The following is a 24,456-nucleotide window of genomic DNA, read 5'->3' on the forward strand; positions in this document are numbered from 1 at the left end:
ACCATGCAAAGCATAGCCACAGCAGCGAAACCTTTAAGTAAGTTTTTTGACATATTCATATTTTGCACCTCTTATGGTGTGAATTGAGATAAGCATTAGGCTCAGAACCCATAAAGGTTCATCACAGCCAAAGGGTTGGCTCCGAACATCTGGCACATGTTCATCATCGCCAACCTTTTTTCATTTTTCCTAAATACTTTTAAAGAGTGTTTTAATATTTTCTTTATTCCATATATAATTTTTCATTTTTTTCATGTTATTAATAAATGAAAACACCTATATATATATATATATATCGATTTGAATTGAATAGTAAAGTATTTATACGGCAATAGGTTTCCTAATTCCTTATTTATTTAATGGATAACCATCCATCATCTGAATGAAATGAAGGTGAGCTCTAAAATTCGAAGAGTTTTATAATCTTTGGAATAATTTAATGTTAAACTTAATAAAAATCATGGAAATCTTTTGTAAATCTGGTTTCTGTGTAGAGCTCTATAAAAAATAATTTTCCCATTTTCATATTTAAAACCAATTCTGTAATCTCCCATTCTAATTCGATAGTAATACTCTGCCCCTTTTAACTTTTTTACTTCTGAAATTTCAGATAAACTATTTTTATTTGGAATTTCATCAAAAACTAATTTTTTAATTTTTCTTTGAATGTTTTTAGGCAAATCTTTTAAATCTTTAATAAAAGATTTTTTAAAATATACTTCCATTATCCCACTACTCTAATAACTTTTTAGCCGTCTCTAAATCAATTTCCTCTTCATCTTCTACCTCTTCCATTGCCTTCAAAAGTCCATAATCTAATATTAATTCTTCAATTTTTTTAAATACTTTATAATCTAAAATGACTCCTTTAATGTTCCCTTTTTCATCAGCAATATACGATTGAACAATATTCATTTTACCACCAAATAACTATTAATTGGTTATTTTATTTAAATATTTATGTTATATAGATAACCATCCATCACCTGATGAAATGAATGTGAGCCATAAAATCCTATGGAATTTTATAATTTTTGAAGTAATAAACCATTATCTAATTACTATAATAATAATTAAAAATAGATGCACCTGTTAATTTTAAAATAAAAAAATAATAATGCTTTTTCTTATAATCTACTTTTTAATTTTCTCATGTAAAATATATTGTCATCATATTCTAATTTTATCAATTTATTCTCTTTTATCAATTTATCCACAATATCCCAGCCAGCACCGGCTTTTTTTAATAATTCTTCAACACCTTCCTTCCTCATAGGATGAACAGAAGTAATGGACAGCAAATCCTCCTCAATATTTCCAGAATATGCGAATTCGTTGCCCTCATAACCTATTAGATACTCAACTTTATCCAATCCTATGATTTTGGAGAATATTTGAAATACTCTGTTTATAGTTTCCTCATTTGCAGGTTTGATTTTTTCAGCGGGGGGCCTTATAGGGATGCTTATATAACATTTATTTGGGGATAATTTCTTTAAAAATTTTGCAGTATCCATTATTACTTCATCAGTGTAGTTGATTTCATCCAATAGCATGGTTTCGGTTATTATTTTTCCCTTAAACTCTTTTTTAAACTTCAAAATCCCATTTAAAATGTCTTTTAAGTTTAGCTCATCATGAGGTCTATCAATGATTTTCCAGAGCTCTCCATCAACAGCATTTATTTTTAAAGAAACTAAATCAAAATCCATTAAATCCTCTCTGACATCTTCCCTATACATTAAGGAGGTATTTGTGATTATGGCAATGGGAATATTTAATTTTTTTAACTCCTCAACTTCTTTTTTTAGATTAATATCAAGGGTAGGTTCTCCGTCTGGGACATATGTAATATAATCAATTTTCTCATTTCTATTTTTTAGATTGATTATTCTTTTTTCAACGGATTGAATTATATCCTCTACCTTATAAAAGGCCTGTCTTTCTATGGTTTTATTTAGCGTTCTTCCCACTTGGCAGTATACGCAGTCATAACTACAAAATTTATTTGGGATGTTGTTTATTCCCAAACTTTTTCCAAGTCTTCTTGATGGAACAGGTCCAAATACTATTTCCTTATCATCTTTGAAATATTCCATATTTTTTCCTTCTTTTATTTTTTATTTCTTATTTTTATTTATTTTATTTTTTATTTTATGTTAATTTTATTATTTTATTTTATATTTATTTCATTTATTTACTATTTTATTTTGTTAATCTCACTAACAACCTTTAAAACACTTAAAGCTACGCCTTCAACTTCAATTCCTCCCTTCCCTTTAACCCCATCTCCAACAAGATATAGTTTATCATTGACAATAGGATTTAAATCTGTTCCATTTGAAGCATGATTCACAGGTATTTCATCTCTGTATGTTTGAATATGGAGGATTTCATAATTACTTATATTATTTTCGCTGAATAACCGTTCTATATCATTTAAAACAATATCTATTTCATTTTTAACATTATCTTTAATCTGTGTCGCATGAGCCATTATTAAATTATATCCTTTTTTCGCAAGGTTTTTATCAACATTTGATGGACAGTTTAAACCGTTTATTCTCTCACACTCCGGGGTAAATAAAACACCATTATGCTCTATAAATTTTTCTTTACATCCTATGGATACCTTTATACCTTTTGATGGAATAGGTTCTTTTTCTTTTATTATTTTTACATTGGATATATTTTCTGTTAATTTTGGAGATAAATTGCTTATTACTATGTCGAATTCTTCTTCATTTTCTCCATCATTTTCCCCTGGGTTAATATAACATTTATCATCAATTTCTATCTTTTTAACAGCATGATTTGTAATTATCTTTCCATTGTTGTTTTTTATTACACATATTAGTTCATCTATTACGCCCTTACATCCACCAATTGGTATTCCGGGACCTCCAAATTTATGATAATTTTTAGTTATTTCGAGTATTTCTTCCATTGGAGTATCGTAGGCGTTTAAACTTAAAGCCCAGCCTGTAAATGAGTTCCCTATATCCAATGCCAGAGGGATGTCTTCCAAAAATTCTCCAAATGATATATCTTTATCCACCTTCCCAATTTTCAAGTTGGCGGCCATTTTTAGACCTTTTATCTTATCCTTCAATCCTACGAGATTAAATATATTCTTATATGGATGATTCTTTTTATTTACTCTAAAAAGCCCATCAGGATTGGAATTAACTATATTAACATTGCATCCTGCTTTTTTAAGTAGTTGTGCCAAATATCCATCGGCTCCATGTGGTATCATATGTAGAGCTCCTGTGGTAAGATTATATCCTTTATATTCAATATTTGTAAATCTTCCACCAACAATGGGCAATTTTTCATAAATAACCACTTCGTTTTCTTTTGAAAGTAATGCTCCTGCCAATAAACCGCCTAATCCTGCTCCAACTATTCCTATTTTCATACTATCTCCTATGTTTTAAAAAATAAAAAACATAATAAAAAATATCAATGCCAAAAATAATATTAAATAAAAGAATAAATAGAAAAGTTAAGTATTAGAACCTTTTATTTTATTAATTTGCATATTTAAGCATACATCACATGCAATGTTGTGTTTGTTTTATCTCTCTTTTTAGCCCATACTTTTTCAATGGCAGTTAGGAAGTCGTCCATCGTTACATATTCTCTTCCGTCCCTTATAGCAAACATACCCGCTTCTGTGCATATTGCTTTTAAATCTGCACCAACACAACCTTCTGTCATTTCTGCTACCTTTTTTAAATCCACATGCTTTAAATTCATGTTTTTTGTATGGATTTTTAAGATATCTAATCTTCCATCTTCGCTTGGTGCAGGAACCTCGATTATTCTATCGAATCTACCTGGTCTCAATATAGCTGGATCCAGTATATCGGGTCTGTTTGTAGCAGCTATAATCTTTACATCGCCTTTTGATTCAAATCCATCCATTTCAGCAAGAAGTTGCATGAGTGTCCTCTGAACTTCCCTATCCCCACCAGTTAATGACTCTGTTCTTCTGCTTGCTACTGCATCTATTTCATCAATAAATATGATACATGGTGCCTTTTCCTTGGCTAACTTGAATACATCCCTTACAAGTTTTGCCCCCTCTCCTATGAATTTTTTGACGAGCTCTGAACCAACAATTTTTATGAATGATGCATTAGTTTCATGCGCAACTGCCTTTGCAAGAAGGGTTTTACCTGTTCCCGGAGGTCCATATAATAAAACCCCCTTAGGAGGTTCAATGCCCACTTTTTCGAATAATTCGGGGTGTGTTAATGGAAGTTCTACAACTTCCTTAACTTCTTTTATCTGTTCTTCCAATCCCCCTATGTCGCTAAATGATACATCTGGCCTCTCATCAACTTCCATTGCCATTGCCCTATAATCTTTTTCCTTAGGCAAAACATCCACAACAGCCAGAGTTTGCTGATTTAAACAGACCCTTGCACCTGGAACAATCTCATCTTTATTTACGAACTGTGAGATGCTTACAAGGAAACTTGGACCTGTTGAGCTCTTTACAACTACCTTTCTATCATTTACTTTGTCAATTACTGTTCCAAGTATTAATGGTGGAATTCTGAGTTTATCTAATTCTCTTTTAAGAATTTCGTTTTCTTTTTTTAGCTGTGCATTTTCCCTATTTAAATCTTTATTTTCTAATTCCATCCTTAATACTTTACTCTCTAACTCAGCAATATATGTCTTTTCCTTAAATTCTTCAATATTTATTTCATTTTTCTCTTCAACATCGTCGTTCTCGTAGCTTGGAAATACCATAAGATATACCTCCATGTAAATTATAATCATAATGTAATTTAAATTAATATGATGAATAGATAATAATTATAATTATTAATAAATCAATGAAGATATATATATGTAATGGTTTATAAATACCAATTGTTATTTTAAACTTTAATATTTTAAAAATTTTAATATATATAATTATTATATTTAGTAGATTTATATTATTATTTGATTAGGTGAGTATATTATGCAGTGTGAATTATGTGGAAAAGAAGTTAATAAACTCAGAACTGTAAAAATAGAAGGTGTAGAAATGCAGGTATGTGATGAATGTGCTAAATTTGGAGTATCTCCAAAGAGTTATTCAAGAAAACCTAAAAAATTTCTTGGAAGAGGAGCCCCTCAGACAAAAAAGACCATTAGGCGACCTAAAAGAGATTTATTTGATAGCTTAAAAATGATAGTAGAAGATTATGGAGATGTTATAAAAGAGGCTAGGATGAAAAAAGGCATGGATTTAAAAGAACTGGCAAAAAGAGTAGGTATTAAGGAATCAACACTTCACAAAATTGAAAGAAACGAACTGGAACCAGAGGAAAAGTATGTGAAGAGATTGGAAAAAGAGTTAAATATTACCTTATATGAAGAGGGCGAACAGGAATACAATACTTGCTCTTCAAGGAATGAATTCACATTAGGGGACTTTGTAAAGATTAAAAAAAGGAAATAACTTTTAATTCTTATTTTTATTTATTAAATTCTTCTTATTTTATTTTTTTTATATTTTTTTATTTTTATATTATTTTTAATTATATATCGTTTTTATTTACTTTTCTATCAATTAATTTCCGTTCCCTTTACATCCCCAGTTAATGCACTATATATATTCCCTTTTTTATTTCCATTGAAGATTATTGTTTTAATGCCTGAGTTATAAGATTCCATGACTTTTAAATACATTCCACCTGTAATATCGTTTTTATCAGATGGTTTTAAATATTTTAAAATATCGTTAATATTTTCTGAATTGATTTTTTCAATTACGTTTTTGTTGGAATCAAGAACTCCATCTACATCGGAGGCATGAAGGCTTAGATTTGGTTTTAATTTTTTTGTCAAATAAGGCAGTGCGTGGTCTCCTGAAAATATTTTATAATTACTCTCACCATCTAATACTATATCGCCGTGAATTACAGGAATTAAACCTCTTTTAATCATGCCTTCTATGACATAAGTGTCAAAATGGATTTCTCCTTTATCAAATGCTATAAATGAAGAAGGCTGTATTGAAACTGCTGGAATATCGTAATCATGTAGGCTGTCAATTACTATATTGTTAAACTTTCTCATGGCTTTTTGAATATCCCAAAATCCCTTTTCCATGTTGTAAAATTCTTTTTTATTATTATTTTTATCTTTATTTAGATATTTCTTTGCGACAGGATGACCAAAAGAACCTCCACCGTGTATGATGATTAAATTCAATTTATCATTGTTATTGTTATAGCTATCAATAGCATTTCTTATTTCCATAGAAATTCTATCTAAATTATCCCATTTAATAGAAAAAGGAATGTTCTTATCGCACAAAATACTTCCGCCAAGTTTAAGAATCGCAAGCATGGTATCACATTTTATTTTGATAGTAAGTTGATTAGTTTTATATTAGTATAGTCACAGTAAATATATAATTAATATTACTTTAATAAAAATAAAATTATAATATAATAAAATGAGTGTATAAAAATAAAATAAAAAATAAAATAAAAAAGTATGGGATAAAAAAATTTAAAATAATATAAAAAATGAAATGGTGGTGAAAATATGTTCATAAACGGAGAATGGATTTTAAGGGAGGATTTAGAAGTAATAAATCCATACACTCTTGAAACCATTGGGAGTATCACTTCATTAAGCAGAGAAGAGACAAAAGAAGCTATTAAAATAGCGGAGGAGCATAAGCCAGTTATGAAAAATCTGCCCCCATCAACCAGATACAGCATTTTGATGAATATAGCATCAGAAATACAGAAAAATAAGGAAAAATTAGCAAAAATTATATCCGTAGATGCTGGAAAACCGATAAGGCAGTCCATAATTGAAGTAGATAGAACTATCGGCACATTTAAATTTGCAGCATTTTATGCAAAGGAGCTCAGGGGGGAAACAATACCATTGGAAAACGGCATCATATTAACAAAAAGGGAGCCGGTGGGACTTATTGGAGCAATTGCTCCATTCAATTTTCCATTGAATTTAATAGCCCATAAGGTAGCTCCTGCAATAGCTACGGGAAATAGCTTAGTTCTTCATCCATCAGCAAAGGCTCCAATGGCAGCAATTGAATTAACAAAGATTATTGAAAAGGTTTTAAAGAATAAAAATATTCCTTTGGGAGTATTCAACCTTTTAACTGGAATGGGGGATGTTGTAGGGGATGAAATAGTAAAAAACGATAAGATAAACATGGTTTCATTTACTGGAAGTGTGGAAGTGGGGGAATCCATTACAAAAAATGCAGGATTCAAAAAGATAACCTTAGAGCTCGGGGGCAATAATCCCATGATTGTTTTAAAGGATGGAGATATAAAAAAAGCAATTAAGTCATGCGTTAAAGGGAAATTCCTAAATTCCGGGCAGGTCTGCATATCTGTTGGAAGGGTGCTTGTTGAGGATGAAGTTGCAGATGAGTTTATAAAGGGAGTAATTGAAGAAACAAAAAAATTAAAGGTTGGCAATCCGTTGGATAGGGAAACAGATATTGGGGCACTAATAACTCCTGAAAGTGCTGAAAGAGTGGAAAATTTAATAAACCAGTCCGTTGAGGAAGGAGGAAAAATACTGTATGGTGGAAAAAGGGAAAAATCCGTCATTCATCCAACAATTATGGAGGTAAATCACGATAACATATTATCAAAAATAGAGATTTTTGCACCAGTTTTACCTATAATTAGAATTAAAGATATGGATGAGGCATTACGCTATGTAAATAATACAAAATACGGTCTTCACGCAGGAGTATTTACCAATGACATAAATAAGGCATTTAAACTTGCAGATGAGCTTGAATACGGCGGAGTTCTTATAAACAACAGCCCAACGTTTAGAAGGGACAATATGCCATTTGGAGGAATCAAAAGAAGCGGAATGGGTAGAGAGGGCATAAAATATGCCGTTGAAGAGATGAGCGAGATAAAAACAGTTATTATAAAACATGCAATAAATAAGTAGCAAAATAATAATGACATGCAACAATAATATACATTAACTTATTTTAAACTATTTTATAGGGATAGTATATGATGGAGTGGCACATAATTCACTTAAAAGAAATTGATTCTACAAATAAATACTGCTACAAATTAGGAAAAGAGGGAAAAAGAAACTTAATTGTTGTTTCGGATGTTCAGACAGGAGGGGTCGGGCGACTTGAAAGAGAATGGTATTCTGATTTTGGAGGACTTTATTTTTCCATACTTTTGGATTTAAAAGAATTTAAAAAGAAATGTAAAAACGAGAACATTGGTAAATTAAACTTTTTAGGCTCATTATCCACTCTTGAAACATTAATATATTATTCAAAAAATAATTATAAGAACTTAGGCATAAAATTTCCAAATGATGTAATTGTCAATGTAGATAATAAAGATAAGAAAGTATCAGGAGTATTGAGCGAAATAAATATAAATTATGGATTTTTAGTTTTAGGGGTTGGCATAAATGTTAATAACAAAATACATGATGAAATAAAAGATACTGCCACATCATTAAAGGTATTGGAAGGAAAAGAATTTGACAGGTTTGAAATCCTTGATAGATTTGTTGATAATTTTAGAAATAACTATTTCTTAGATGATGATGAAGTTTTAAAAAAATATAAAAAACATTCAAAAACCATTGGTAGATATGTTAAGATAATTACTCCAAAAGAAGAGATTAAGGGAAAAGTCCTTGATATTGATTATAATGGCGTTTATTTAGCAATTGACAATGAAATTAAGCATATAGCTGTTGGAGACTGCTTTCATTTGAGATAATGATAAAATGATAATAAAATTTGTAGATATAAATGAAAAATAAAATATATAAGTAAATAAAATATAGTTAAAATTAGGTGAGCTCTATGATTTACAAACTAAATGGTATAGGGTATGATTCAAATACTTATTTAATAGTTGGAAAAAAGAACATATTGATAGACCCGGGAACTCCAAATACCTTTAATATGTTAAAGGATGAAATTAAAAACACTGCAAAAGATATAGATTATATAATAAACACACACTGCCATTATGACCATGCTGGAAGCGATTATCTTTATGAAGAATATTTTAATGCACCAGTAATAATTCATGATTTAGAAGTGAATGATTTAAAGAACAATACAAATACCACAGTATCTGCCTTATTTAGTAGAGAATTGACACCACCAAAGGAAATAATACCAATAAATGAGGTTTTGGAGGAACTAAAAAAATGGGATATAGAAGTTGTAGAGACTCCTGGACATACAAAGGGAAGTATAAGCATAGCATATAAGGATAATATTATTACAGGGGATACATTATTTGCCTATGGCGTAGGTAGGTGGGACTTTCCAACTGGAAATTTAATCGATTTACGGAGCTCTATATCAAAACTTGAAAGAATTGCCTATGAAAGAAATATTATGAATATACTGCCAGGACATGGAGAAAAAGGAAATTTAAGTGCATTTTCAAATGCAAAATTGTTTTTATAAGTCATACACATAATAAAATAAAAAACAGCTAAAAATAAAAATAAAATAATAAATAACATACTAACTATATAATAAAAGTGATATAATGTTCTCAGCACTGATACCAGTTTCACCACTAAATACCGTAAAATCACGCCTAAAAAACTTCTTAACACCGGAAGAAAGGGTGGATTTAATAAAAAACATGCTTTTAGATGTACATAATGGTGTTAAATCAGTATGTGATAAAATATATGTTGTAAGTAAGGATGAGAAAATACTAAAATTCTCAAAAAAACATGGGATGATAGCCATACCTGAAAGAGAAGATATTAAAGGACTTAATGAAGCAATATCATACGCTTTTGAACACATAAAAGAAGATGCCGTGATGATAGTTCCCGCCGACATTCCCCTAATTAAAGAGAATGATTTAAGGGAGATGATAGACAAATTGAATGGGAGCTCCGTGGTAATATGTCCATCAAGGGGAGGTGGAACAAATTTGCTCCTTTTAAATCCAAAGGATGTTATTAAAACACGGTATGAAGGATTCAGTTTTTTAAAACATATTGAGGAGTGTAAAAAAAATAATTTAAAGACAATTATTTATCCATCCTTTTATATTTCAATAGATATAAACACTATTGAAGATTTGGGAGAAATTCTTATTCACGGAAAAGATACAAATACCTATAAGTATTTAAAGAGTTTGGGAATATCCATTCTTCCAAAGCATTCATCTGCTGGAAGATTTGAAGTTATACGATAAATTATTAATTACCATTTATTTAACTATTAATTGCTATTGGAGGCGATAATATGGTAGTTGCAGAAGTGAGTATAATGCCATTGGGCGAAGGTCCAATCGTCTCAAAGCAACCTTTAAAAAAGGTTGCTATCCAAAGTCCAAAACTCGCTTCGCTCGTTTTGGAACCTATATATTAAGGAGGAGATAGCATGGTAGTTGCAGAAGTGAGTATAATGCCATTGGGCGAAGGTCCAAGCGTATCCAAATATGTTAAAAAAGCATTGGGAGTTTTTAAGAAGTATAATTTAAAAATAGATCCTTGTGCAATGGGTACAATATTGGAAGGGGATTTAGATGAGGTATTAAAAGCATTTAAGGAAGCTCATGAGGAAGTTTTAAAGGACACAACAAGAGTGGTGAGCTCACTAAAAATTGATGAAAGAAAGGATAAGGAAAATACAATAGAAAGAAAATTAAATGCCATTAAATAAGATAATATCATTTTTTTATTTTTTCTATTTATTTATATCTTTTTAGTTCCTATTTTGATATTTTATGTGTATTTAATATATCTAATATCCATAAAATAAATTCATGGTAATTATATATTATTAACAAAAATTATATATAGTATATATATTTAATTTCTAACAGTATATGAACATGCAGAGAGTGATATAATGAAAAAGCTTATTATATACCTCATACCTTTATTATTCATTGGTATGATGGCTGGATGTATGGATTCGAGCACATCCACGGGTGCAACTGGAGAATCTGCCAATGCAGGAATTGGTAATAAACAATCGGAATCAAGCGCATCTAATCCAACTGTATTAAAAATATTCCACGCAGGGAGTCTATCGGTTCCATTTAAAGAATATGAAAAAATATATGAAAAGGAACATCCAAATGTTGATGTTCAAAGGGAACCTGCTGGGAGTGTTGCCTGTATTAGAAAAATAATAGATTTGAACAAAACAGCAGATGTTTTAGCATCAGCAGACTACTCCCTTATTCCAAGCATGATGGTGCCAAAATATGCAGATTGGTATTTAATGATTGCAAGAAACGAACTCGTATTGGCATATACAGATAATAGTAAATATCATAACGAAATAAATTCCACCAATTGGTATAAAATATTAAATAAACCAGACGTCAAATTTGGGTTTTCCAATCCAAACGACGACCCCTGTGGATATAGAAGTCAAATGGTTATACAGTTAGCAGAACCATATTACAAAAATTCCACAATATATGACAACTTAATATTAAAAAATACAAATTTTAAGGTTAAAGAAGAAAATGGGACTTACCATATTATAGTTCCAAAGGAAATAAATGTAAATACTAATAAAATATTTTTAAGAAGTAAAGAAACTGATTTAGTAGGACCAATTGAAGCTGGAGCCTATGATTATTTATTTATATACAAAAGTGTTGCCACCCAGCATCACCTGAAATATATAGAGCTCCCAAAAGAAATAAATCTTGGATACTATGACTGTGCTGATAACTATAAAAAAGTTAAATTAACCACAGGAGATGGAAAAACAAAAGTAGGAAAACCTATTGTTTATGGAATTACAGTTCCCAAAAATGCAAATCATCCAAAAGAAGGTATTGAATTTGTTAAAACAATATTGGAACATCCAGAAGTGTTTGAAAATGCCGGACAACCTGTAATTAAACCTGCTGTTGGGTTTGGAAATGTTCCACCTGAGCTCAAAGAATTCGTCGAAATAAAAAATAAATAATTAAAATTTAATTTTTTTATTTTATTATTCTCATTTTTTAATTTTTTTAATCGTTTAAAACTACATATTTTTTAAAAGAAATTAAAACTTTATCCCCAATATTCAAATCGTCCCCGTAATAAATGGATTTGATGGTGGAATCATTTAATGATATGATTAATTTTTTATAATGCCCAAAATCATACATTCCCGTGATTTCACCAGCGAGCTCATCCTTAATATTGGAGTTATATTTTTTAACAATTATGTTATGGGGTTCCACTCCGTATAATTTACCATTGTATTTTATTATATTATATCCAAAGAATTTTGCAATTTTTTCATTTTTTGGATTGTTAAATATCTCCTCCTTATCTCCATAATCTACGATTTCCCCATTACTCACAAATACAATATTTTTCCCAAGCATCTTAGCCTCTAAAAAATCATGGGTAATATGGATTATAGGTAGGAGCTCCCCTATTTTTTTTAATTCATTTATAATAGTTTCCTTATTATGAATATCAAGGGCAGAGGTAGGTTCATCTAAAAGCAATATTTTAGGGTGTAATACCAATGCCCGAGCAATAGCTACCCTTTGCTGTTCCCCTCCACTTAATGTAGTGGGATTACGAGACAATAATTTATCAATGTTTAAAAATTCAGATATTTCTTTAATTCTTTTTTCACGTTCTAATTTTCCAAATTTTTTTAATTTTAATCCGTAATCTATATTTTTATAAACTGTCATGTGAGGGAATAAACCATAATTTTGAGGAACATATCCGAAATTCCTTTTTTCAGGAGGTATATCTGTAATATCCTCTCCATTATAATATATTCTTCCAGAATTCGGCTTTAAAATCCCTGCAATGCACTTGATAATTATAGATTTCCCTGCACCACTTGGACCAAGTAATATTGTGTAATCCTCACTTAATTTAAGATTTACATTTTTTAATTGAAATTCCTTCCAAATTTTGCTGATATTTTTTAATTCAATCATGCAGACCACATTACAAGATTAATTAGTTTTTATATAATATAAGGTATTTTTTTATGAATCCCTATTATTTTTATACTGGAATATTCTCAGTGTAGCAAATAATAGTATGCTCACAACTATCATAATCACAGCAATAGGTTTTGATGCACTGAGCCCATATTCATTAAATCTATCCAATATAAGCACAGGTGCAGTTTTTGGGAAATATGCTACAATCAAAATTGCCCCAACTTCACTAATCCCCCTAGCAAATGTAAGAATACTCCCAGAAATCAGATTATTTTTTATTAGGGGTAATGAAATATTAAAAAATGTTTTTATTTGCGAAGCTCCCAAGGTTCGGGAAACATTTTCGAGCTCCTCATCAATCATAGAAAACCCATTTTTAGCAGTATTTATCATAAATGGAATACCAACATATAGCATTACAACAACTATTCCCCAAAAATTATCTACAATCATAACCCCGTAGTTTTTTAATACTGTTCCAATGGGTGTCCCATAAATTACCGTTAATATCATAATTCCCGTTACTGAGTGAGGTATTGCCATAGGTATATCAATTATGGCCTCGACGATATTTTTACCTAAAAATTCATATCTTGAAAGGATATAAGACAGTGGCACTCCAAATATTAGGGCTATCACTGTTGCCGTAAATGCTGCCTTTAAACTAACCAATAAGGAGTTTATAACCTCTTTATCCGCAATGGCAGTTGAAATATCGCCCGGATTTAATAACATGGTAATTATAGGAATAAATATAAACAAAAATATCATTACAGATATTATTAAAAAAGATGCCATAAACCAATAATTGACCATATTTTTGTTAAATGTATCCTTGAACATAATCATCAATATAATTTTTGGTAGTTTATATTGTATATTACTATATAAATATTATGTTAATTATAATGCATTAATATAGCGATAAGATAAAAATATTAAAAATTATCTATAAGATTTATAGAAAATATTTACATTAGAATTTAGGAGGTGAATTCAACAATGTTAAGAAAATGTCTTATTATCCTATTAGCCATTCTTCTTTTAGCGTCCCCAGTTAGTGCATTCTTTTCTTTCGATTTTTCAATGTCTCAAAGTAGGGCAGTTGCAGGAGCAACAATTGCAGCTAAAACGATAGCGGATGCAATGGTTAGCAACTACATAGATGAAAACCACCCAGAATATTCAGATGCTTATACTGTTGTTTCTTTGATATTTGACCCGACTGGGAAGGTTATTGCCAAATTATCTTCAAAAGGAGTGAAATATGCTAATGAACTCTACAAATATCTAAAGAAAGCAGATAATGGTAAAGGAATTGTAAATCCGGATGTCGCTAATAAAATATTTGATAAAGATTTGATTGAAGAATTGGCAGAGAAAGAGAGTAAAGGCTACAGCCCAAAGACAGTTGCAAAAAATACGGTTAAATTGTTGGATGAAGGAGTTGAGCCAGAGAATATAAATAAGTTGTTTAAAGATGCAGTTAAAAATGATAAAAAACTCGGTTGGATAGATAATAGAATAGAAACCCTTGAGGAAAATGGAGTAGATATAGATACAATAAACAATATCATCAAAAACAGTGATAAACCAAATGATGCTCTTAAAAAGGCAGTAGATGAAACTAATAAGTTATCTAAAATGGGTATTAGTAAGAATAACATAAATAAATTAACTAAAAATATCAACAATGTAGATGATTTAACTAAAATAAGAAAAACTATTGGAAAACTAAAACAAATGCTAAAAAATAAAAATAAAATATCAAAAAAGGAAATTCCTCAAGAAGAAGTTATAAATGAACTTATAGAAAAAGGCTATGATATAAATCAGATTGTTAATGATTTAAAATTATTCAATAAATTAGAAATTATAAGGGCCAATAAATACAAAGTCAAATTATTTGCTGGAAATGTTAATGAAGGATTAGACCATGTATGGCTAAGACATGTTATAGGATATAACCTAGAAAACGAAAAAGCTACAACGATTTTTCCAATTGGACAGAAAATAAAATATTTCAAAAATGACAGATTAGAAGTAGAAAATATCCAACAGATTATAAATGGCCCTGAAGAATTAAAAGAAATTATTATAAAGGCAGTTGAAGACAATAAGAATAAATTTAATGGAGAGACTAAAGTAGAGTTCTCATACTATATTAAAGATAAGAATATTAGAATAAATTTGGTTTTCTTAAGGGGTAGTGATGGTAGTTATTACTTACAAACCGCTTATCCAATTAATGGAAAAGGTGTTGAAAAGTATATCCCAAATGTAGGATGGTTTAAATATAATGAAAAATCTGGCAAATGGGAAAGAATAAGGTGAATTATCTATGAAAATCGAATTAATATATAATAAAGAAAAATATCTAAAAAATCCTGACAAAATTGATACATTATTTAAAATTGACAATAATATACTTGGTGGTATTGTAAAGGTTGAAGAAGGTAAAATCGAAGGTGATGACTGTAATTTATATGGGTTTTTCCAAGATATTTTAATTGGTATAGCATATTTACTTAGTTTTGGGAAAAGTGATAAATATATGTCTATATCTAAAGAAGAAATAAAAGAAATTGCGAAAATATATGGATTTCCTATAAAAAATATTGATATGGCATATACTTCTTCTTTATCTTTTCCTTTTAATAAATATATTTTTGAATTTAATAAAAATAGTGATGAGATGATAATTTATTATTATAATGATATGTATATATATGATAACCATTTGGGAAAAAAAGGAATTATCAAAATTCCTATGAAGGAGTTCGTGAAAAATATAATTAAATTAGCTGAAGATTATATAAATTTTATTAAAAAACATAATAATATATGGAAAGAATATGAAATTAATTTTCTTGAGGATAGATTAAGAGATGTCAAAAAATATTATAAAGAGCGTTACGGTGAAGAACTGTAAATAGATTTTTCTTTTTTATTTTTAATTAGAATATTAATTTATATGTTTAAATAAATAACCTAAATAACTATGATTTAGAAAAAACAAAAGAGATTGTTAAAGAGTTAAGAGATAAAGGAATAAAAACTAAGACAATAAATAAACTGATAGAAAATGGATATGATATAACAAAATTCTATGAAGAATATAAAGCTGTAACGGACTCGGATCCGGTATTAATGAAAAAATTAGCAAAATATATTAATAGTTGGGATTTGGATAGAAGTAATCCATTAGACGAATCAGAAGAAGCTCAGAAATTGATTAAAGTATTTAACGCTAAGGGAATAAAAACTAAAGTGGGTTATACTGAGATAAGTGATTTCGCCGTACTTAAAGAAGGTAATAATGCATGGGGTTGGAAACATATTATTAAGCAGAATCACCATAACCATATTAAAGACGCATTTAAACTACAAAATAACAATAAAGCAGTAATAGAATTAATCGGAGAAGCCCTACAAAAGGGTATAAAGGGTACAGATAGTAAAGGAGCAACAGTAGTTTTTTATAAACCTGCTGGTGCAAGATATTATTTAAGAGTGGTTCTAAGTAAAAATAGTCCTGGTAGTATTCAAGATGCATATCCACAAAAAAACTTTGATTTTAAATAATAGGGGTGAAAAATTGGGAAAATATATTTATAAAGCTGAAGTGTTAAAAATTGAGCCATTATGTATAGATGAAAACTGGACTAAAGAAAAGCCAATAGATGAATACACTTACAACTACCTCGTTACTTTAAAAATTGATAATATAATCGTTCATGCATTTACACCAACAACTTATGGGTGGCATACATCTCTGGAAGGTAAAAGTGTATATGTGTATTTTTATTTAAATAATTTTAAAGGAGAGATAATTAAATATGATAAACATGATAAAATTATACAATTGGATCAAAATAGATTCATGTACTCAATTATTGGTAAAATCATGGAAATTTCTAAGGATACTGAAACAATCTATGTTGATTGTGGTATTATTATAGAAACTGATTATAATTCAGAAAATGAAGAATTTAAGGAAGGAGATTTTATTTTAATTCCTGAAGGGCGATTAGATGTATTTAGAAAATAACTAGTCCTAAAAGAGTTTAAGGAGATATAAATGGTTAAGCACACAGGTAGAGTTACTGATGTTAAAATTACTCATGGAGAGTATGAAGACATAATTTCCGAAATTTGGATGACTTTTGATATAAATGGATATGAAATAGAAGCGTTTATAGGAGAACTTCCTTCAAAAGTACCAGAAATTGGTGAAACATGCATAGTAGATTTAGATATAATGACATTCGACTTACAAAAAGTTAATGTTCCTAAAAAACAAAAACTAATATATCAACTCACTACAAAAGATTATATACCTGATTATATATTAGTTGGTGAAGTATTAGATATAGATAGGAAAAATAAAAGATTAATTTTTGATTGTGGTGTTAAATTAGAATGTGATATTAAAGGAATAAATATAGAGTCTAAAGCTAAGAAATTAAAAGAAGGGGACTGGGTATTTATAATGGGTAAGATGTATGGATACATTGAGGAATAAATATTCTTATTATTTTTCTTTTTATTTTTAATTGGAATAATAATTTATATATTTGAATAAAATAACCTAAATAACTATGATTTAGAAAAAACAAAAGAGATTGTTAAAGAGTTAAGAGATAAAGGAGTTCCAGCGAAAGTAATAGATGATTTGATTAAAAAGGGAGCTTCATTAGATGACTTAGAAAAGATATCCAAAATCAATATAAAAAATCCTAAGAAGTATTTCAAAGAGTTAGAAAAATTCTCTAAACCAGAACCAATACCAATAGATGATAAAATAACCATTAATCTAATAGCAGGAGATACCGAAAAAGGTTTAACACACATATGGTTAAGGCACATTATGGGATACGAATCTAATGAAAAAGCTACATCATTCTTCCCTATGGGTCAGACTGTAAATGGAAAGAAATTACCTAAGATTATAGATGATGCTAATGAGTTGAAAGAGATTATTAAAAAAGCGATAGATGAAAATAAAAAGGAATTCTTTAAAGATAAAAATGACAATCCAAAAATTAGGTATAATTACACAAAAAATGGTAAAATAATTGAAATCGTATTAATGTTCAAAAAAGATAAGACTGGAGCATATAATCTAATGACCATGTATCCGGAAAAAGGGGAAGGAGTGTATATGTATGCTCCAAAAAAGCCAAATGAAAAATGGAAAACATGGAAAAGAAATGATAATGGGGAATTAGTTGAAACATGGACTAATTAAAGGTGGTAGTATGAAATTAATAGAGTTAATCTACGATAAAGAGAAATATAGGGAAAAAATAAAAGAGAATATAGTTTCAGAAATCGAAACAATATTTAAAGTTAATGGAATGTTGTTGGGAGGAGGCTGTCTAAAATCTGAAGGAGGGATTTATGGAGATGATTGTGATTTATATGGATTCTTTCAAGATATCCTAGAGGGTTTAGCATTCTTATTAGATGAAGGAAAACATACTAGAGAACTATATTATAGGAAAAATGTTGAACATATTGTAGGATGGAATAGATTTAAGGTGAAAAATTTTGACTTGGCTTACGGTACTAGTTTATTTTTTCGATACAATGATTATATCTTCGAACTCGATAAAGATAAAGATGAATTAATAATCCATTACCGTAACGACCCCTTGTCATATACTGACTGTGAGAAGTATAAAGGTAAAGAAAGAGGTATCGTTAGAGTTCCTTTAAAAGATTTCACTAAAGAAATCGTTAAGTTAGCAGAAGAATATCTTGAGTTATTGAGAAACTCAGAGATTCCAGAGGGGTATGATTTTTACATAGACGATTTACAAGAATATTTAAATGATGTTAAAAAATACTACAAAGAAAGATATGGAGAAGAGCTATAAATGCAATTTTCTTTTTTATTTTTAATGAGAATATTAATTTATATGTTTAAATAAACTGATAGAAAAAGGTTATGATATAACAAAATTCGATAAAGAATTTAAAACTATAACTAACTCAGATCCTAAACTAATAAAAAAATTATCAAAATACATCAATAATTGGGACTTAGATAGAAGTAATCCGTTAGATGACTCAGCAGGAGCTCAGAGATTGATTAAGGTATTTAACGCTAAGGGAATAAAAACTAAAGTTGGTAACACTAAGATAAGTAATTTTGCTATACTTAAAGAAGGAAATGATAAATTTGGCTTAGAACAGCGAGCTAAAATCCGAAGGATTTTTTAATCCCTTATCTTCTAGAAGCGAGGAGATTTTACAATCAAACGAAGTTAAAATCCGAAGGATTTATAACGGAAGGGGTGTCTCGCGGAATAAGTTAAATAATATATAAAAAATTTATTCTTTTAACCTCCAATCAATATTTAACAGTTTATTATATTCATTTGAAACTCTTTTTATATATTCTCTGAGCTTTTCTTCACCACATTCTTTAAATACCTTAGACCATTTGTCATTTCCAAACTCCTCTGCACCAGCCATTATTAAATCCTTAACCCGTTGGCTTTCTATATAATTTGGGTATCCTATTTTTTTATCGTATTCACAGATATCTTTAATTAGTTCTTCAATTGTGGAATTTAAATTCACATCCGTTATTTCTTTTAAAAGTGATTCAATTACTGGATAAATCCATTTTCTATGGAATCTACAAATGCCTAAATTTTCTATCGTTATCTCCTCAATAACTCTTTCAACACTAAGTTTTGCCAATTTTTCTGGTTCTAAAAATTCTCCACACTGATAATATGTTAAATATTTTCCTTGAATTAAATAGGGCATAAAATTTCCAATAGACCAATAAAGTGTTGGTGATATCTCTCCATTATCCCCAAAAGGTATATATACAGCATAATCTTCAAATTTTTTATACTTTAAATCTTCGTTATTATTGGAGTTATGTTTAAATAATCTATCTTTATATTTTACATTCAATATTTTAGAAGCCTTTCGCTTTCCAAGTGCGAATATCTTTCCAATTTCATTTTCATTAAATGCCACAATATTTGCAAGTTTCACTGCGAGCTCTGCGTTATAGTTAGAATTTTTTAATATATCTTCATCTGTTTGATAATCATTTATATCAAATGCTGGTTTGGCTATTCCAACTTCTTCTGGTTTTAAAAGACCAACATGGAGTAATTCAAATACCCAGGATGCCAAATTTCCAAATTCTATGGCATCAAAACCAAGAGCATCCACAGTATGGACTACCCTATCTGCTGCATGTATATCAAATATTCCCAATAAGGGACCATTTGATTCATAAGGTTCATAATCCACCTTTAAACCATTTCTATACTTTTTACATAAAACTGGACAGGGTTCCCCGCAATTAGTCCATTTTTTTGGTTCTATGGACTCTTTATTGAACTGTTCCACAAAATATTTCATTATTTTTTTATGGAGAGCTATTCTAATGTTTTTATGTATATAGGGCATTCTCCAATTAAATATTGGTGTAATATCAAGGGTATAATGATAGTCATTTCCAAATGTACCCCCTGTTTGTGTTTCTTCGTTATATCGATATTTTTTAGTATGTTCCAATATCACAGTCATATATGGTTTATTGTAATGCTTTTCTACAACCTCCCTCATTCTTTTTTCTAAATCCTTCTGTTCATTTAATTCTTTTTCTGTTTTATCTTTGCCATAATACACAACTCCTAAGATATTGTGAGCCCTATATAGCACTGAACCTCCTCCACCTCTTGCAGCCCAGTCTTCAGAACCCTCAATGAATTTTCCATTTTTTACAGTTTGGGAGAATATTCCCCCCATATTTGTATTTAATGAGGCAGGGCCTACAATAAATGCTCTATAATTTTTTTCATTGAATTTTTTTAAAATATAGTTGTTTAAATCATATACATTTTTATAATTTTTTATATCGTAATCTTTAAGTTCCATAAAATCTATTTTTAAGTCTTCATTTTCCCTATCCAATATTAACAAACTTGGTTTTTCACATCTCCCAATTATAGCTACATTGTTTAATCCAGTATTTTTAAATACATAGCCTGCACCACCCATTGCTGAGAAGTGAAATCCATCCCACAGCGGAGATTTAAATGAAAATATGAGCCTATGTCCGCCTATTATTGGTAAAATCCCTCTTCCGAAACAGAATATATTATTTTTATCATATACATTATATTTCCATGTTTCATACTTTTTATGTAAATATATGCCCCAATTTATTGGAAAAAATTCCCCCTCTACAATATTATATTTTTTGTTTGAGGCATCTATTATTATATTTTTAGTAGCCATTTTCTCACCTACTACTTGATGTTTTATATTATTATTATTTTATAATAGTCTATTTAGAAGTATCTTTAATAAGAGTCATATTTAAACTTTTCGATATATTAATTAATTTTAATATATTTTAAATAATTCCATATATATAACTATATAATAATATATTTTTATATATCTATAATAATACATAAGATTATTACAGATTATTATTTAAATTAAAAGGGTAAATTATGAATGATAGAGAGTATAGATTGTTAATAAAGATATTTGTTTTGGCGGTGTTTTTATCTATTGCGTGGATGACATATGGTTTTTTGGATACGCTGGCTCTTTCATGTGCCTTTGCATATATGGGAAAACCGATATATGATAAAATTAAACCTTATACTGGTAATTCCATTGCTGCACTAATATGTTTGTTAATATTTATTATTCCAACGGTTATTGTAGGTTATATTATATTAAAAGAGTTTTTAGTATTTGTTCAACAATCCAATATCTCTATGAATATACAGGATATCGATGTGGTAAATAAATTAAACGAGGTGCTATATAGATTATCCAGTATTTTTGGTTATCCCATGCATATAAATGAAAAAATACTATATAGTTATTTATCTCAAATTTGGCTATATATAGAACCCTATATAAAACATTCATTATCTCAAATTATGGTATTACCAGAACTTACCATAAAAACAATGATTGTTTTATTTATGACCTATTATTTTTTAAAGGATGGTTATAAAGTTAAAAAGGCTTTGTTATCTCAGGTGCCAGATAGATATTATAAAAAAACAGAGATATTTTTAAACGATTTAAATGAATCTTATAAAAATCTATTTATTGGAAATGCCTTAACATCCATTGCCATAGGTATAATTTCTGGAATAGGTTATTATCTTATTGGGATACCCAATGCTTTTATTTTAGCAGTAATAACCTGTGTTTTTGCACTTTTACCAGTAATAGGGGGGTGGACTGTTTATATTCCTATTTCGATATATTATATAATAATGGGTGAGGTATTAAAAGGTATTGAATTGTTATTATTCGGTGCAATATTCTTATCCACTTTACCTGATTTTGTTATAAGGCCTTTAATAGTAAAAAAAGAAAGTGATGTTCATCCTTCATTAATTTTAATAGCCTTTTTGATAGGACCTCTTGCATTTGGTCTTGGAGGATTTGCAATAGGACCTTTAATCGTGGGGGCATTTGATGCCATATGGAAGGTAAAATTAAAAAATTATGATAAGAATTAAATATTGTAATTACATTATATAGAATTATAAAAATATTATAGAGGATAATAAAGATGATATATCATGGGGAAAAAGAAAATAGTAATAACTGCTGGAACTTTTGATTTATTACACCCTGGACACTACAATACATTAAATTACGCAAAAAGTTTAGGCGATGAGTTAATTGTTATTATAGCAAGGGACGAAACTGTAAAAAAAATAAAAGGAAGAAAACCAATAATTCCAGAAGAACAGAGACGTATGATGGTTGAAGCAATTAAACCAGTAGATAAAGCAATATTAGGAAGTTTAACTGACAAATTAGAACCAATATTAAAAATAAAGCCCGATATTATAGTTTTAGGTCCTGACCAAACTACATTTAAAACCCAAGAGTTAAGGGATGAATTGAAAAAACATAATTTAAAAACAGAAGTTGTAAAGGTTGAAAATTATACAAAATGTCCATTTCATAGCTCATATGACATAGTTAAAGAGATAGTTAAAAGATGGTGTAATAAAGAATTGTAGTTTTAATATTATTTAAATACTGCTACCTTCTTTTAGCGATTTTTCTAGCAATGGCGATTTCTCCAATTTTTATCAAACCTGCAAAGAATTTTTCCAAACCTCCACAAGCCCATAAAGCTTGACCAAAGGTTGTATTCTCTATTCTTTTTTCATACTCTTTTGGAGATATTTCCTCTCCAGTGGTATGTTTTGTTACAACTGCTGCGGCTTCCATGAGTTCATTCCAAGTTATTCCCTTTATCTCTTTTTCAAAGGTTTTAAATAGGTTATATACTGGAATATCATATAATTTCGCAAGGGTCTTTGTAATATCACAATTTCTAACCATACCTACAACTTTTCCTTCATTATTTAGAACTGGTATGCTTGTTACCTTATATTCCACGATTTTTACAACTGCATCCCTTGCAGGGTCATTTTCATTCAATGTGATTACATCCTCAGTCGGATGCATAATTTCCTTTATTTTTTTATTTTTATCGTCAATTAATGCCAAATCTATTGACATTACCCATCCAATTAATTTATCCTCATCATCAAGAACCGCTGTGCTATATCTTTTTTTTCTATACATAAGCTCGATAGTTTTTTTGGCAGTATATTCTGGATATACTCTTAAAAATTTAGTATCCATTAATTCCTTTACTCTCATAATATCTCTCCTATTTATATTCATAATTTTTTATTTAAGTTCTTTAATCTCAATGGCATGCACGGGACAGACTTTTTCGCATCTACCACAATATATACAGGATGATTTATTTATTTCCACCCCTTCATTAATTTCAGATATAGCATTTACAGGACATTCATCTATACATGAGAGACATTTTATACAGATGTCGTTATCTACATTTATCTCTTTATTGAATGGTATGTCCCCCAACTCTGTATGTACTTTTATTACCTTTTTTGGACAGACATTTTCACAGGCTTTGCATCCAACACATAGTTTTAAATTCACATCAAAACTTTTTCTTTTCTCCACATGGATTGCTTTTGTTGGGCAGTATCTCTCGCAGATACCACATTTTATACAATTTTCTAAGTCTATATCATATTTTATCAATCTAACTGTCCTATGTTGGACCTCTCTCTCCTTTAATTTATACACTATACTATCTCCATTTAAATATGCTCTTCCCTCTAAAACTTCGATAGCATCTACTGGACAGGTTTTGGCACATATTTCACATTTTACACATTTTTCAGATATTATTTCAGCAGGTTTTCTTAAAGTGGGTTTTGTTATTGCATCAATAGGGCATTCCTCATAGCATAATCCACATCTTATGCATTTTCTTGGAAATACATAGATGTATTTTTCAGAGAGCTCCGTTATTTCTTTAAGTATGTTTTGGATTTCATTGCTATCAATACATAATTCCTCTGAAATGTTGGATATTATATTTTCAATAGGTTTTTTTATGGTTATCATAAAAACCACC

General features: G+C 29.2%; 28 protein-coding genes. 17 read left to right on the forward strand and 11 right to left on the reverse strand.

Features of this window, described 5'->3' with window-relative positions; genetic code table 11:
* Positions 1-458: 458 nt before the first annotated feature.
* The 5 genes from F7B34_RS07220 to F7B34_RS07240 all read right to left on the reverse strand — a co-directional run bounded on the left by F7B34_RS07220 (position 459) and on the right by F7B34_RS07240 (position 4,767).
* Entirely contained in the window at positions 459-725 is a 267-nt protein-coding gene (locus F7B34_RS07220) for a type II toxin-antitoxin system RelE/ParE family toxin (protein ID WP_292461158.1), read from the reverse strand.
* A gap of 7 nt (positions 726-732) precedes the next feature.
* Complete coding sequence (locus F7B34_RS07225; RefSeq protein ID WP_292461159.1) at positions 733-915, reverse strand: antitoxin; 183 nt, start codon at positions 913-915, stop codon at positions 733-735.
* Positions 916-1,127: 212 nt separating this feature from the next.
* On the reverse strand, positions 1,128-2,099 hold the full coding sequence (locus F7B34_RS07230) for a radical SAM protein (RefSeq protein WP_292461160.1): 972 nt from the start codon (positions 2,097-2,099) through the stop codon (positions 1,128-1,130).
* Positions 2,100-2,200: 101 nt separating this feature from the next.
* Positions 2,201-3,421, reverse strand: a complete 1,221-nt coding sequence (locus tag F7B34_RS07235) for an FAD/NAD(P)-binding protein (RefSeq protein ID WP_292461161.1) — start codon at positions 3,419-3,421, stop codon at positions 2,201-2,203.
* 125 nt (positions 3,422-3,546) lie between these two features.
* Positions 3,547-4,767: a proteasome-activating nucleotidase gene (locus F7B34_RS07240; protein WP_292461162.1), complete on the reverse strand. Its 1,221-nt coding sequence runs from the start codon at positions 4,765-4,767 to the stop codon at positions 3,547-3,549.
* A gap of 217 nt (positions 4,768-4,984) precedes the next feature.
* Between F7B34_RS07240 and F7B34_RS07245 the strand changes: the two genes are divergently transcribed.
* Positions 4,985-5,467, forward strand: coding sequence for a multiprotein bridging factor aMBF1 (locus F7B34_RS07245; protein WP_292461163.1), 483 nt, complete (start codon positions 4,985-4,987; stop codon positions 5,465-5,467).
* Between the two features lie 107 nt (positions 5,468-5,574).
* On the opposite strand, the gene F7B34_RS07250 is transcribed toward F7B34_RS07245, so the two are convergent.
* Complete coding sequence (locus F7B34_RS07250) at positions 5,575-6,360, reverse strand: isopentenyl phosphate kinase (RefSeq protein WP_292461164.1); 786 nt, start codon at positions 6,358-6,360, stop codon at positions 5,575-5,577.
* Positions 6,361-6,561: 201 nt separating this feature from the next.
* Between F7B34_RS07250 and F7B34_RS07255 the strand changes: the two genes are divergently transcribed.
* The 7 genes from F7B34_RS07255 (at position 6,562) to wtpA (ending at position 11,968) form a co-directional block, all read left to right on the forward strand.
* Positions 6,562-7,968 (forward strand): lactaldehyde dehydrogenase, encoded by a 1,407-nt coding sequence (locus F7B34_RS07255; RefSeq protein WP_292461165.1) that lies wholly within the window; start codon positions 6,562-6,564, stop codon positions 7,966-7,968.
* Between the two features lie 68 nt (positions 7,969-8,036).
* Positions 8,037-8,774 (forward strand): biotin--[acetyl-CoA-carboxylase] ligase, encoded by a 738-nt coding sequence (locus tag F7B34_RS07260; RefSeq protein WP_367116348.1) that lies wholly within the window; start codon positions 8,037-8,039, stop codon positions 8,772-8,774.
* Positions 8,775-8,860: 86 nt separating this feature from the next.
* Positions 8,861-9,478: an MBL fold metallo-hydrolase gene (locus tag F7B34_RS07265; RefSeq protein WP_292461166.1), complete on the forward strand. Its 618-nt coding sequence runs from the start codon at positions 8,861-8,863 to the stop codon at positions 9,476-9,478.
* Between the two features lie 85 nt (positions 9,479-9,563).
* On the forward strand, positions 9,564-10,229 hold the full coding sequence (cofC, locus tag F7B34_RS07270) for a 2-phospho-L-lactate guanylyltransferase (protein WP_292461167.1): 666 nt from the start codon (positions 9,564-9,566) through the stop codon (positions 10,227-10,229).
* Positions 10,230-10,279: 50 nt separating this feature from the next.
* Positions 10,280-10,405, forward strand: coding sequence for a hypothetical protein (locus F7B34_RS07275; protein ID WP_292461168.1), 126 nt, complete (start codon positions 10,280-10,282; stop codon positions 10,403-10,405).
* Between the two features lie 12 nt (positions 10,406-10,417).
* Positions 10,418-10,699, forward strand: a complete 282-nt coding sequence (locus F7B34_RS07280; protein WP_292461169.1) for an MTH1187 family thiamine-binding protein — start codon at positions 10,418-10,420, stop codon at positions 10,697-10,699.
* Positions 10,700-10,888: 189 nt separating this feature from the next.
* Positions 10,889-11,968, forward strand: a complete 1,080-nt coding sequence (gene wtpA, locus F7B34_RS07285; RefSeq protein ID WP_292461170.1) for a tungstate ABC transporter substrate-binding protein WtpA — start codon at positions 10,889-10,891, stop codon at positions 11,966-11,968.
* A gap of 46 nt (positions 11,969-12,014) precedes the next feature.
* On the opposite strand, the gene F7B34_RS07290 is transcribed toward wtpA, so the two are convergent.
* Together F7B34_RS07290 and wtpB are read right to left on the reverse strand one after the other, a co-directional pair.
* Positions 12,015-12,953, reverse strand: coding sequence for an ATP-binding cassette domain-containing protein (locus F7B34_RS07290; RefSeq protein WP_292461171.1), 939 nt, complete (start codon positions 12,951-12,953; stop codon positions 12,015-12,017).
* Positions 12,954-13,004: 51 nt separating this feature from the next.
* Positions 13,005-13,805 carry a tungstate ABC transporter permease WtpB gene (gene wtpB / locus F7B34_RS07295; protein ID WP_292461172.1) on the reverse strand — a complete coding sequence of 267 codons (801 nt, stop codon included), beginning with the start codon at positions 13,803-13,805 and terminating at the stop codon, positions 13,005-13,007.
* 159 nt (positions 13,806-13,964) lie between these two features.
* Here wtpB and F7B34_RS07300 point away from each other — a divergent pair, with 159 nt between their 5' ends.
* The 7 genes from F7B34_RS07300 to F7B34_RS07330 all read left to right on the forward strand — a co-directional run bounded on the left by F7B34_RS07300 (position 13,965) and on the right by F7B34_RS07330 (position 18,844).
* Positions 13,965-15,296, forward strand: coding sequence for a hypothetical protein (locus F7B34_RS07300; protein WP_292461173.1), 1,332 nt, complete (start codon positions 13,965-13,967; stop codon positions 15,294-15,296).
* A gap of 7 nt (positions 15,297-15,303) precedes the next feature.
* On the forward strand, positions 15,304-15,894 hold the full coding sequence (locus tag F7B34_RS07305; protein WP_292461174.1) for a hypothetical protein: 591 nt from the start codon (positions 15,304-15,306) through the stop codon (positions 15,892-15,894).
* A 218-nt stretch (positions 15,895-16,112) separates the two neighbouring features.
* Positions 16,113-16,547: a hypothetical protein gene (locus F7B34_RS07310; protein WP_292461175.1), complete on the forward strand. Its 435-nt coding sequence runs from the start codon at positions 16,113-16,115 to the stop codon at positions 16,545-16,547.
* 40 nt (positions 16,548-16,587) lie between these two features.
* Positions 16,588-17,013, forward strand: coding sequence for a hypothetical protein (locus F7B34_RS07315; protein ID WP_292461176.1), 426 nt, complete (start codon positions 16,588-16,590; stop codon positions 17,011-17,013).
* Between the two features lie 30 nt (positions 17,014-17,043).
* Positions 17,044-17,487: a hypothetical protein gene (locus F7B34_RS07320; RefSeq protein WP_292461177.1), complete on the forward strand. Its 444-nt coding sequence runs from the start codon at positions 17,044-17,046 to the stop codon at positions 17,485-17,487.
* Between the two features lie 150 nt (positions 17,488-17,637).
* A complete protein-coding gene (locus tag F7B34_RS07325; RefSeq protein ID WP_292461178.1) occupies positions 17,638-18,213 on the forward strand; it encodes a hypothetical protein in 576 nt (191 codons plus the stop codon).
* Positions 18,194-18,844: a hypothetical protein gene (locus F7B34_RS07330; protein WP_292461179.1), complete on the forward strand. Its 651-nt coding sequence runs from the start codon at positions 18,194-18,196 to the stop codon at positions 18,842-18,844. The genes F7B34_RS07325 and F7B34_RS07330 overlap by 20 nt, the downstream gene beginning before the upstream one ends.
* A gap of 457 nt (positions 18,845-19,301) precedes the next feature.
* Here the strand turns inward: F7B34_RS07330 and F7B34_RS07335 are convergent, their stop codons facing one another.
* Positions 19,302-21,239 (reverse strand): aldehyde ferredoxin oxidoreductase N-terminal domain-containing protein, encoded by a 1,938-nt coding sequence (locus F7B34_RS07335; RefSeq protein WP_292461180.1) that lies wholly within the window; start codon positions 21,237-21,239, stop codon positions 19,302-19,304.
* A gap of 221 nt (positions 21,240-21,460) precedes the next feature.
* Here F7B34_RS07335 and F7B34_RS07340 point away from each other — a divergent pair, with 221 nt between their 5' ends.
* Together F7B34_RS07340 and F7B34_RS07345 are read left to right on the forward strand one after the other, a co-directional pair.
* On the forward strand, positions 21,461-22,495 hold the full coding sequence (locus F7B34_RS07340) for an AI-2E family transporter (RefSeq protein ID WP_292461181.1): 1,035 nt from the start codon (positions 21,461-21,463) through the stop codon (positions 22,493-22,495).
* A gap of 63 nt (positions 22,496-22,558) precedes the next feature.
* Complete coding sequence (locus F7B34_RS07345; RefSeq protein ID WP_292461182.1) at positions 22,559-23,008, forward strand: FAD synthase; 450 nt, start codon at positions 22,559-22,561, stop codon at positions 23,006-23,008.
* A gap of 22 nt (positions 23,009-23,030) precedes the next feature.
* On the opposite strand, the gene F7B34_RS07350 is transcribed toward F7B34_RS07345, so the two are convergent.
* Entirely contained in the window at positions 23,031-23,660 is a 630-nt protein-coding gene (locus tag F7B34_RS07350; RefSeq protein ID WP_292461183.1) for an HPP family protein, read from the reverse strand.
* 30 nt (positions 23,661-23,690) lie between these two features.
* Positions 23,691-24,446 (reverse strand): 4Fe-4S binding protein, encoded by a 756-nt coding sequence (locus tag F7B34_RS07355; protein WP_292461184.1) that lies wholly within the window; start codon positions 24,444-24,446, stop codon positions 23,691-23,693.
* Positions 24,447-24,456 lie beyond the last annotated feature (10 nt).

The organism is Methanothermococcus sp., assembly GCF_015523155.1.
Classification (GTDB): domain Archaea; phylum AGJL01; class Methanococci; order Methanococcales; family Methanococcaceae; genus Methanofervidicoccus.

Excerpts from the sequence above, each read along its gene's own strand:
- F7B34_RS07220 (WP_292461158.1), bottom strand. The coding sequence starts at position 725 with ATGGAAGTATATTTTAAAAAATCTTTTATTAAAGATTTAAAAGATTTG.
- F7B34_RS07225 (WP_292461159.1), bottom strand. The coding sequence starts at position 915 with ATGAATATTGTTCAATCGTATATTGCTGATGAAAAAGGGAACATTAAA.
- F7B34_RS07230 (WP_292461160.1), bottom strand. The coding sequence starts at position 2,099 with ATGGAATATTTCAAAGATGATAAGGAAATAGTATTTGGACCTGTTCCA.
- F7B34_RS07235 (WP_292461161.1), bottom strand. The coding sequence starts at position 3,421 with ATGAAAATAGGAATAGTTGGAGCAGGATTAGGCGGTTTATTGGCAGGA.
- F7B34_RS07240 (WP_292461162.1), bottom strand. The coding sequence starts at position 4,767 with ATGGTATTTCCAAGCTACGAGAACGACGATGTTGAAGAGAAAAATGAA.
- F7B34_RS07245 (WP_292461163.1), top strand. The coding sequence starts at position 4,985 with ATGCAGTGTGAATTATGTGGAAAAGAAGTTAATAAACTCAGAACTGTA.
- F7B34_RS07250 (WP_292461164.1), bottom strand. The coding sequence starts at position 6,360 with ATGCTTGCGATTCTTAAACTTGGCGGAAGTATTTTGTGCGATAAGAAC.
- F7B34_RS07255 (WP_292461165.1), top strand. The coding sequence starts at position 6,562 with ATGTTCATAAACGGAGAATGGATTTTAAGGGAGGATTTAGAAGTAATA.
- F7B34_RS07260 (WP_367116348.1), top strand. The coding sequence starts at position 8,037 with ATGATGGAGTGGCACATAATTCACTTAAAAGAAATTGATTCTACAAAT.
- F7B34_RS07265 (WP_292461166.1), top strand. The coding sequence starts at position 8,861 with ATGATTTACAAACTAAATGGTATAGGGTATGATTCAAATACTTATTTA.
- cofC (WP_292461167.1), top strand. The coding sequence starts at position 9,564 with ATGTTCTCAGCACTGATACCAGTTTCACCACTAAATACCGTAAAATCA.
- F7B34_RS07275 (WP_292461168.1), top strand. The coding sequence starts at position 10,280 with ATGGTAGTTGCAGAAGTGAGTATAATGCCATTGGGCGAAGGTCCAATC.
- F7B34_RS07280 (WP_292461169.1), top strand. The coding sequence starts at position 10,418 with ATGGTAGTTGCAGAAGTGAGTATAATGCCATTGGGCGAAGGTCCAAGC.
- wtpA (WP_292461170.1), top strand. The coding sequence starts at position 10,889 with ATGAAAAAGCTTATTATATACCTCATACCTTTATTATTCATTGGTATG.
- F7B34_RS07290 (WP_292461171.1), bottom strand. The coding sequence starts at position 12,953 with ATGATTGAATTAAAAAATATCAGCAAAATTTGGAAGGAATTTCAATTA.
- wtpB (WP_292461172.1), bottom strand. The coding sequence starts at position 13,805 with ATGTTCAAGGATACATTTAACAAAAATATGGTCAATTATTGGTTTATG.
- F7B34_RS07300 (WP_292461173.1), top strand. The coding sequence starts at position 13,965 with ATGTTAAGAAAATGTCTTATTATCCTATTAGCCATTCTTCTTTTAGCG.
- F7B34_RS07305 (WP_292461174.1), top strand. The coding sequence starts at position 15,304 with ATGAAAATCGAATTAATATATAATAAAGAAAAATATCTAAAAAATCCT.
- F7B34_RS07310 (WP_292461175.1), top strand. The coding sequence starts at position 16,113 with ATGAAAAAATTAGCAAAATATATTAATAGTTGGGATTTGGATAGAAGT.
- F7B34_RS07320 (WP_292461177.1), top strand. The coding sequence starts at position 17,044 with ATGGTTAAGCACACAGGTAGAGTTACTGATGTTAAAATTACTCATGGA.
- F7B34_RS07335 (WP_292461180.1), bottom strand. The coding sequence starts at position 21,239 with ATGGCTACTAAAAATATAATAATAGATGCCTCAAACAAAAAATATAAT.
- F7B34_RS07340 (WP_292461181.1), top strand. The coding sequence starts at position 21,461 with ATGAATGATAGAGAGTATAGATTGTTAATAAAGATATTTGTTTTGGCG.
- F7B34_RS07345 (WP_292461182.1), top strand. The coding sequence starts at position 22,559 with ATGGGGAAAAAGAAAATAGTAATAACTGCTGGAACTTTTGATTTATTA.
- F7B34_RS07350 (WP_292461183.1), bottom strand. The coding sequence starts at position 23,660 with ATGAGAGTAAAGGAATTAATGGATACTAAATTTTTAAGAGTATATCCA.
- F7B34_RS07355 (WP_292461184.1), bottom strand. The coding sequence starts at position 24,446 with ATGATAACCATAAAAAAACCTATTGAAAATATAATATCCAACATTTCA.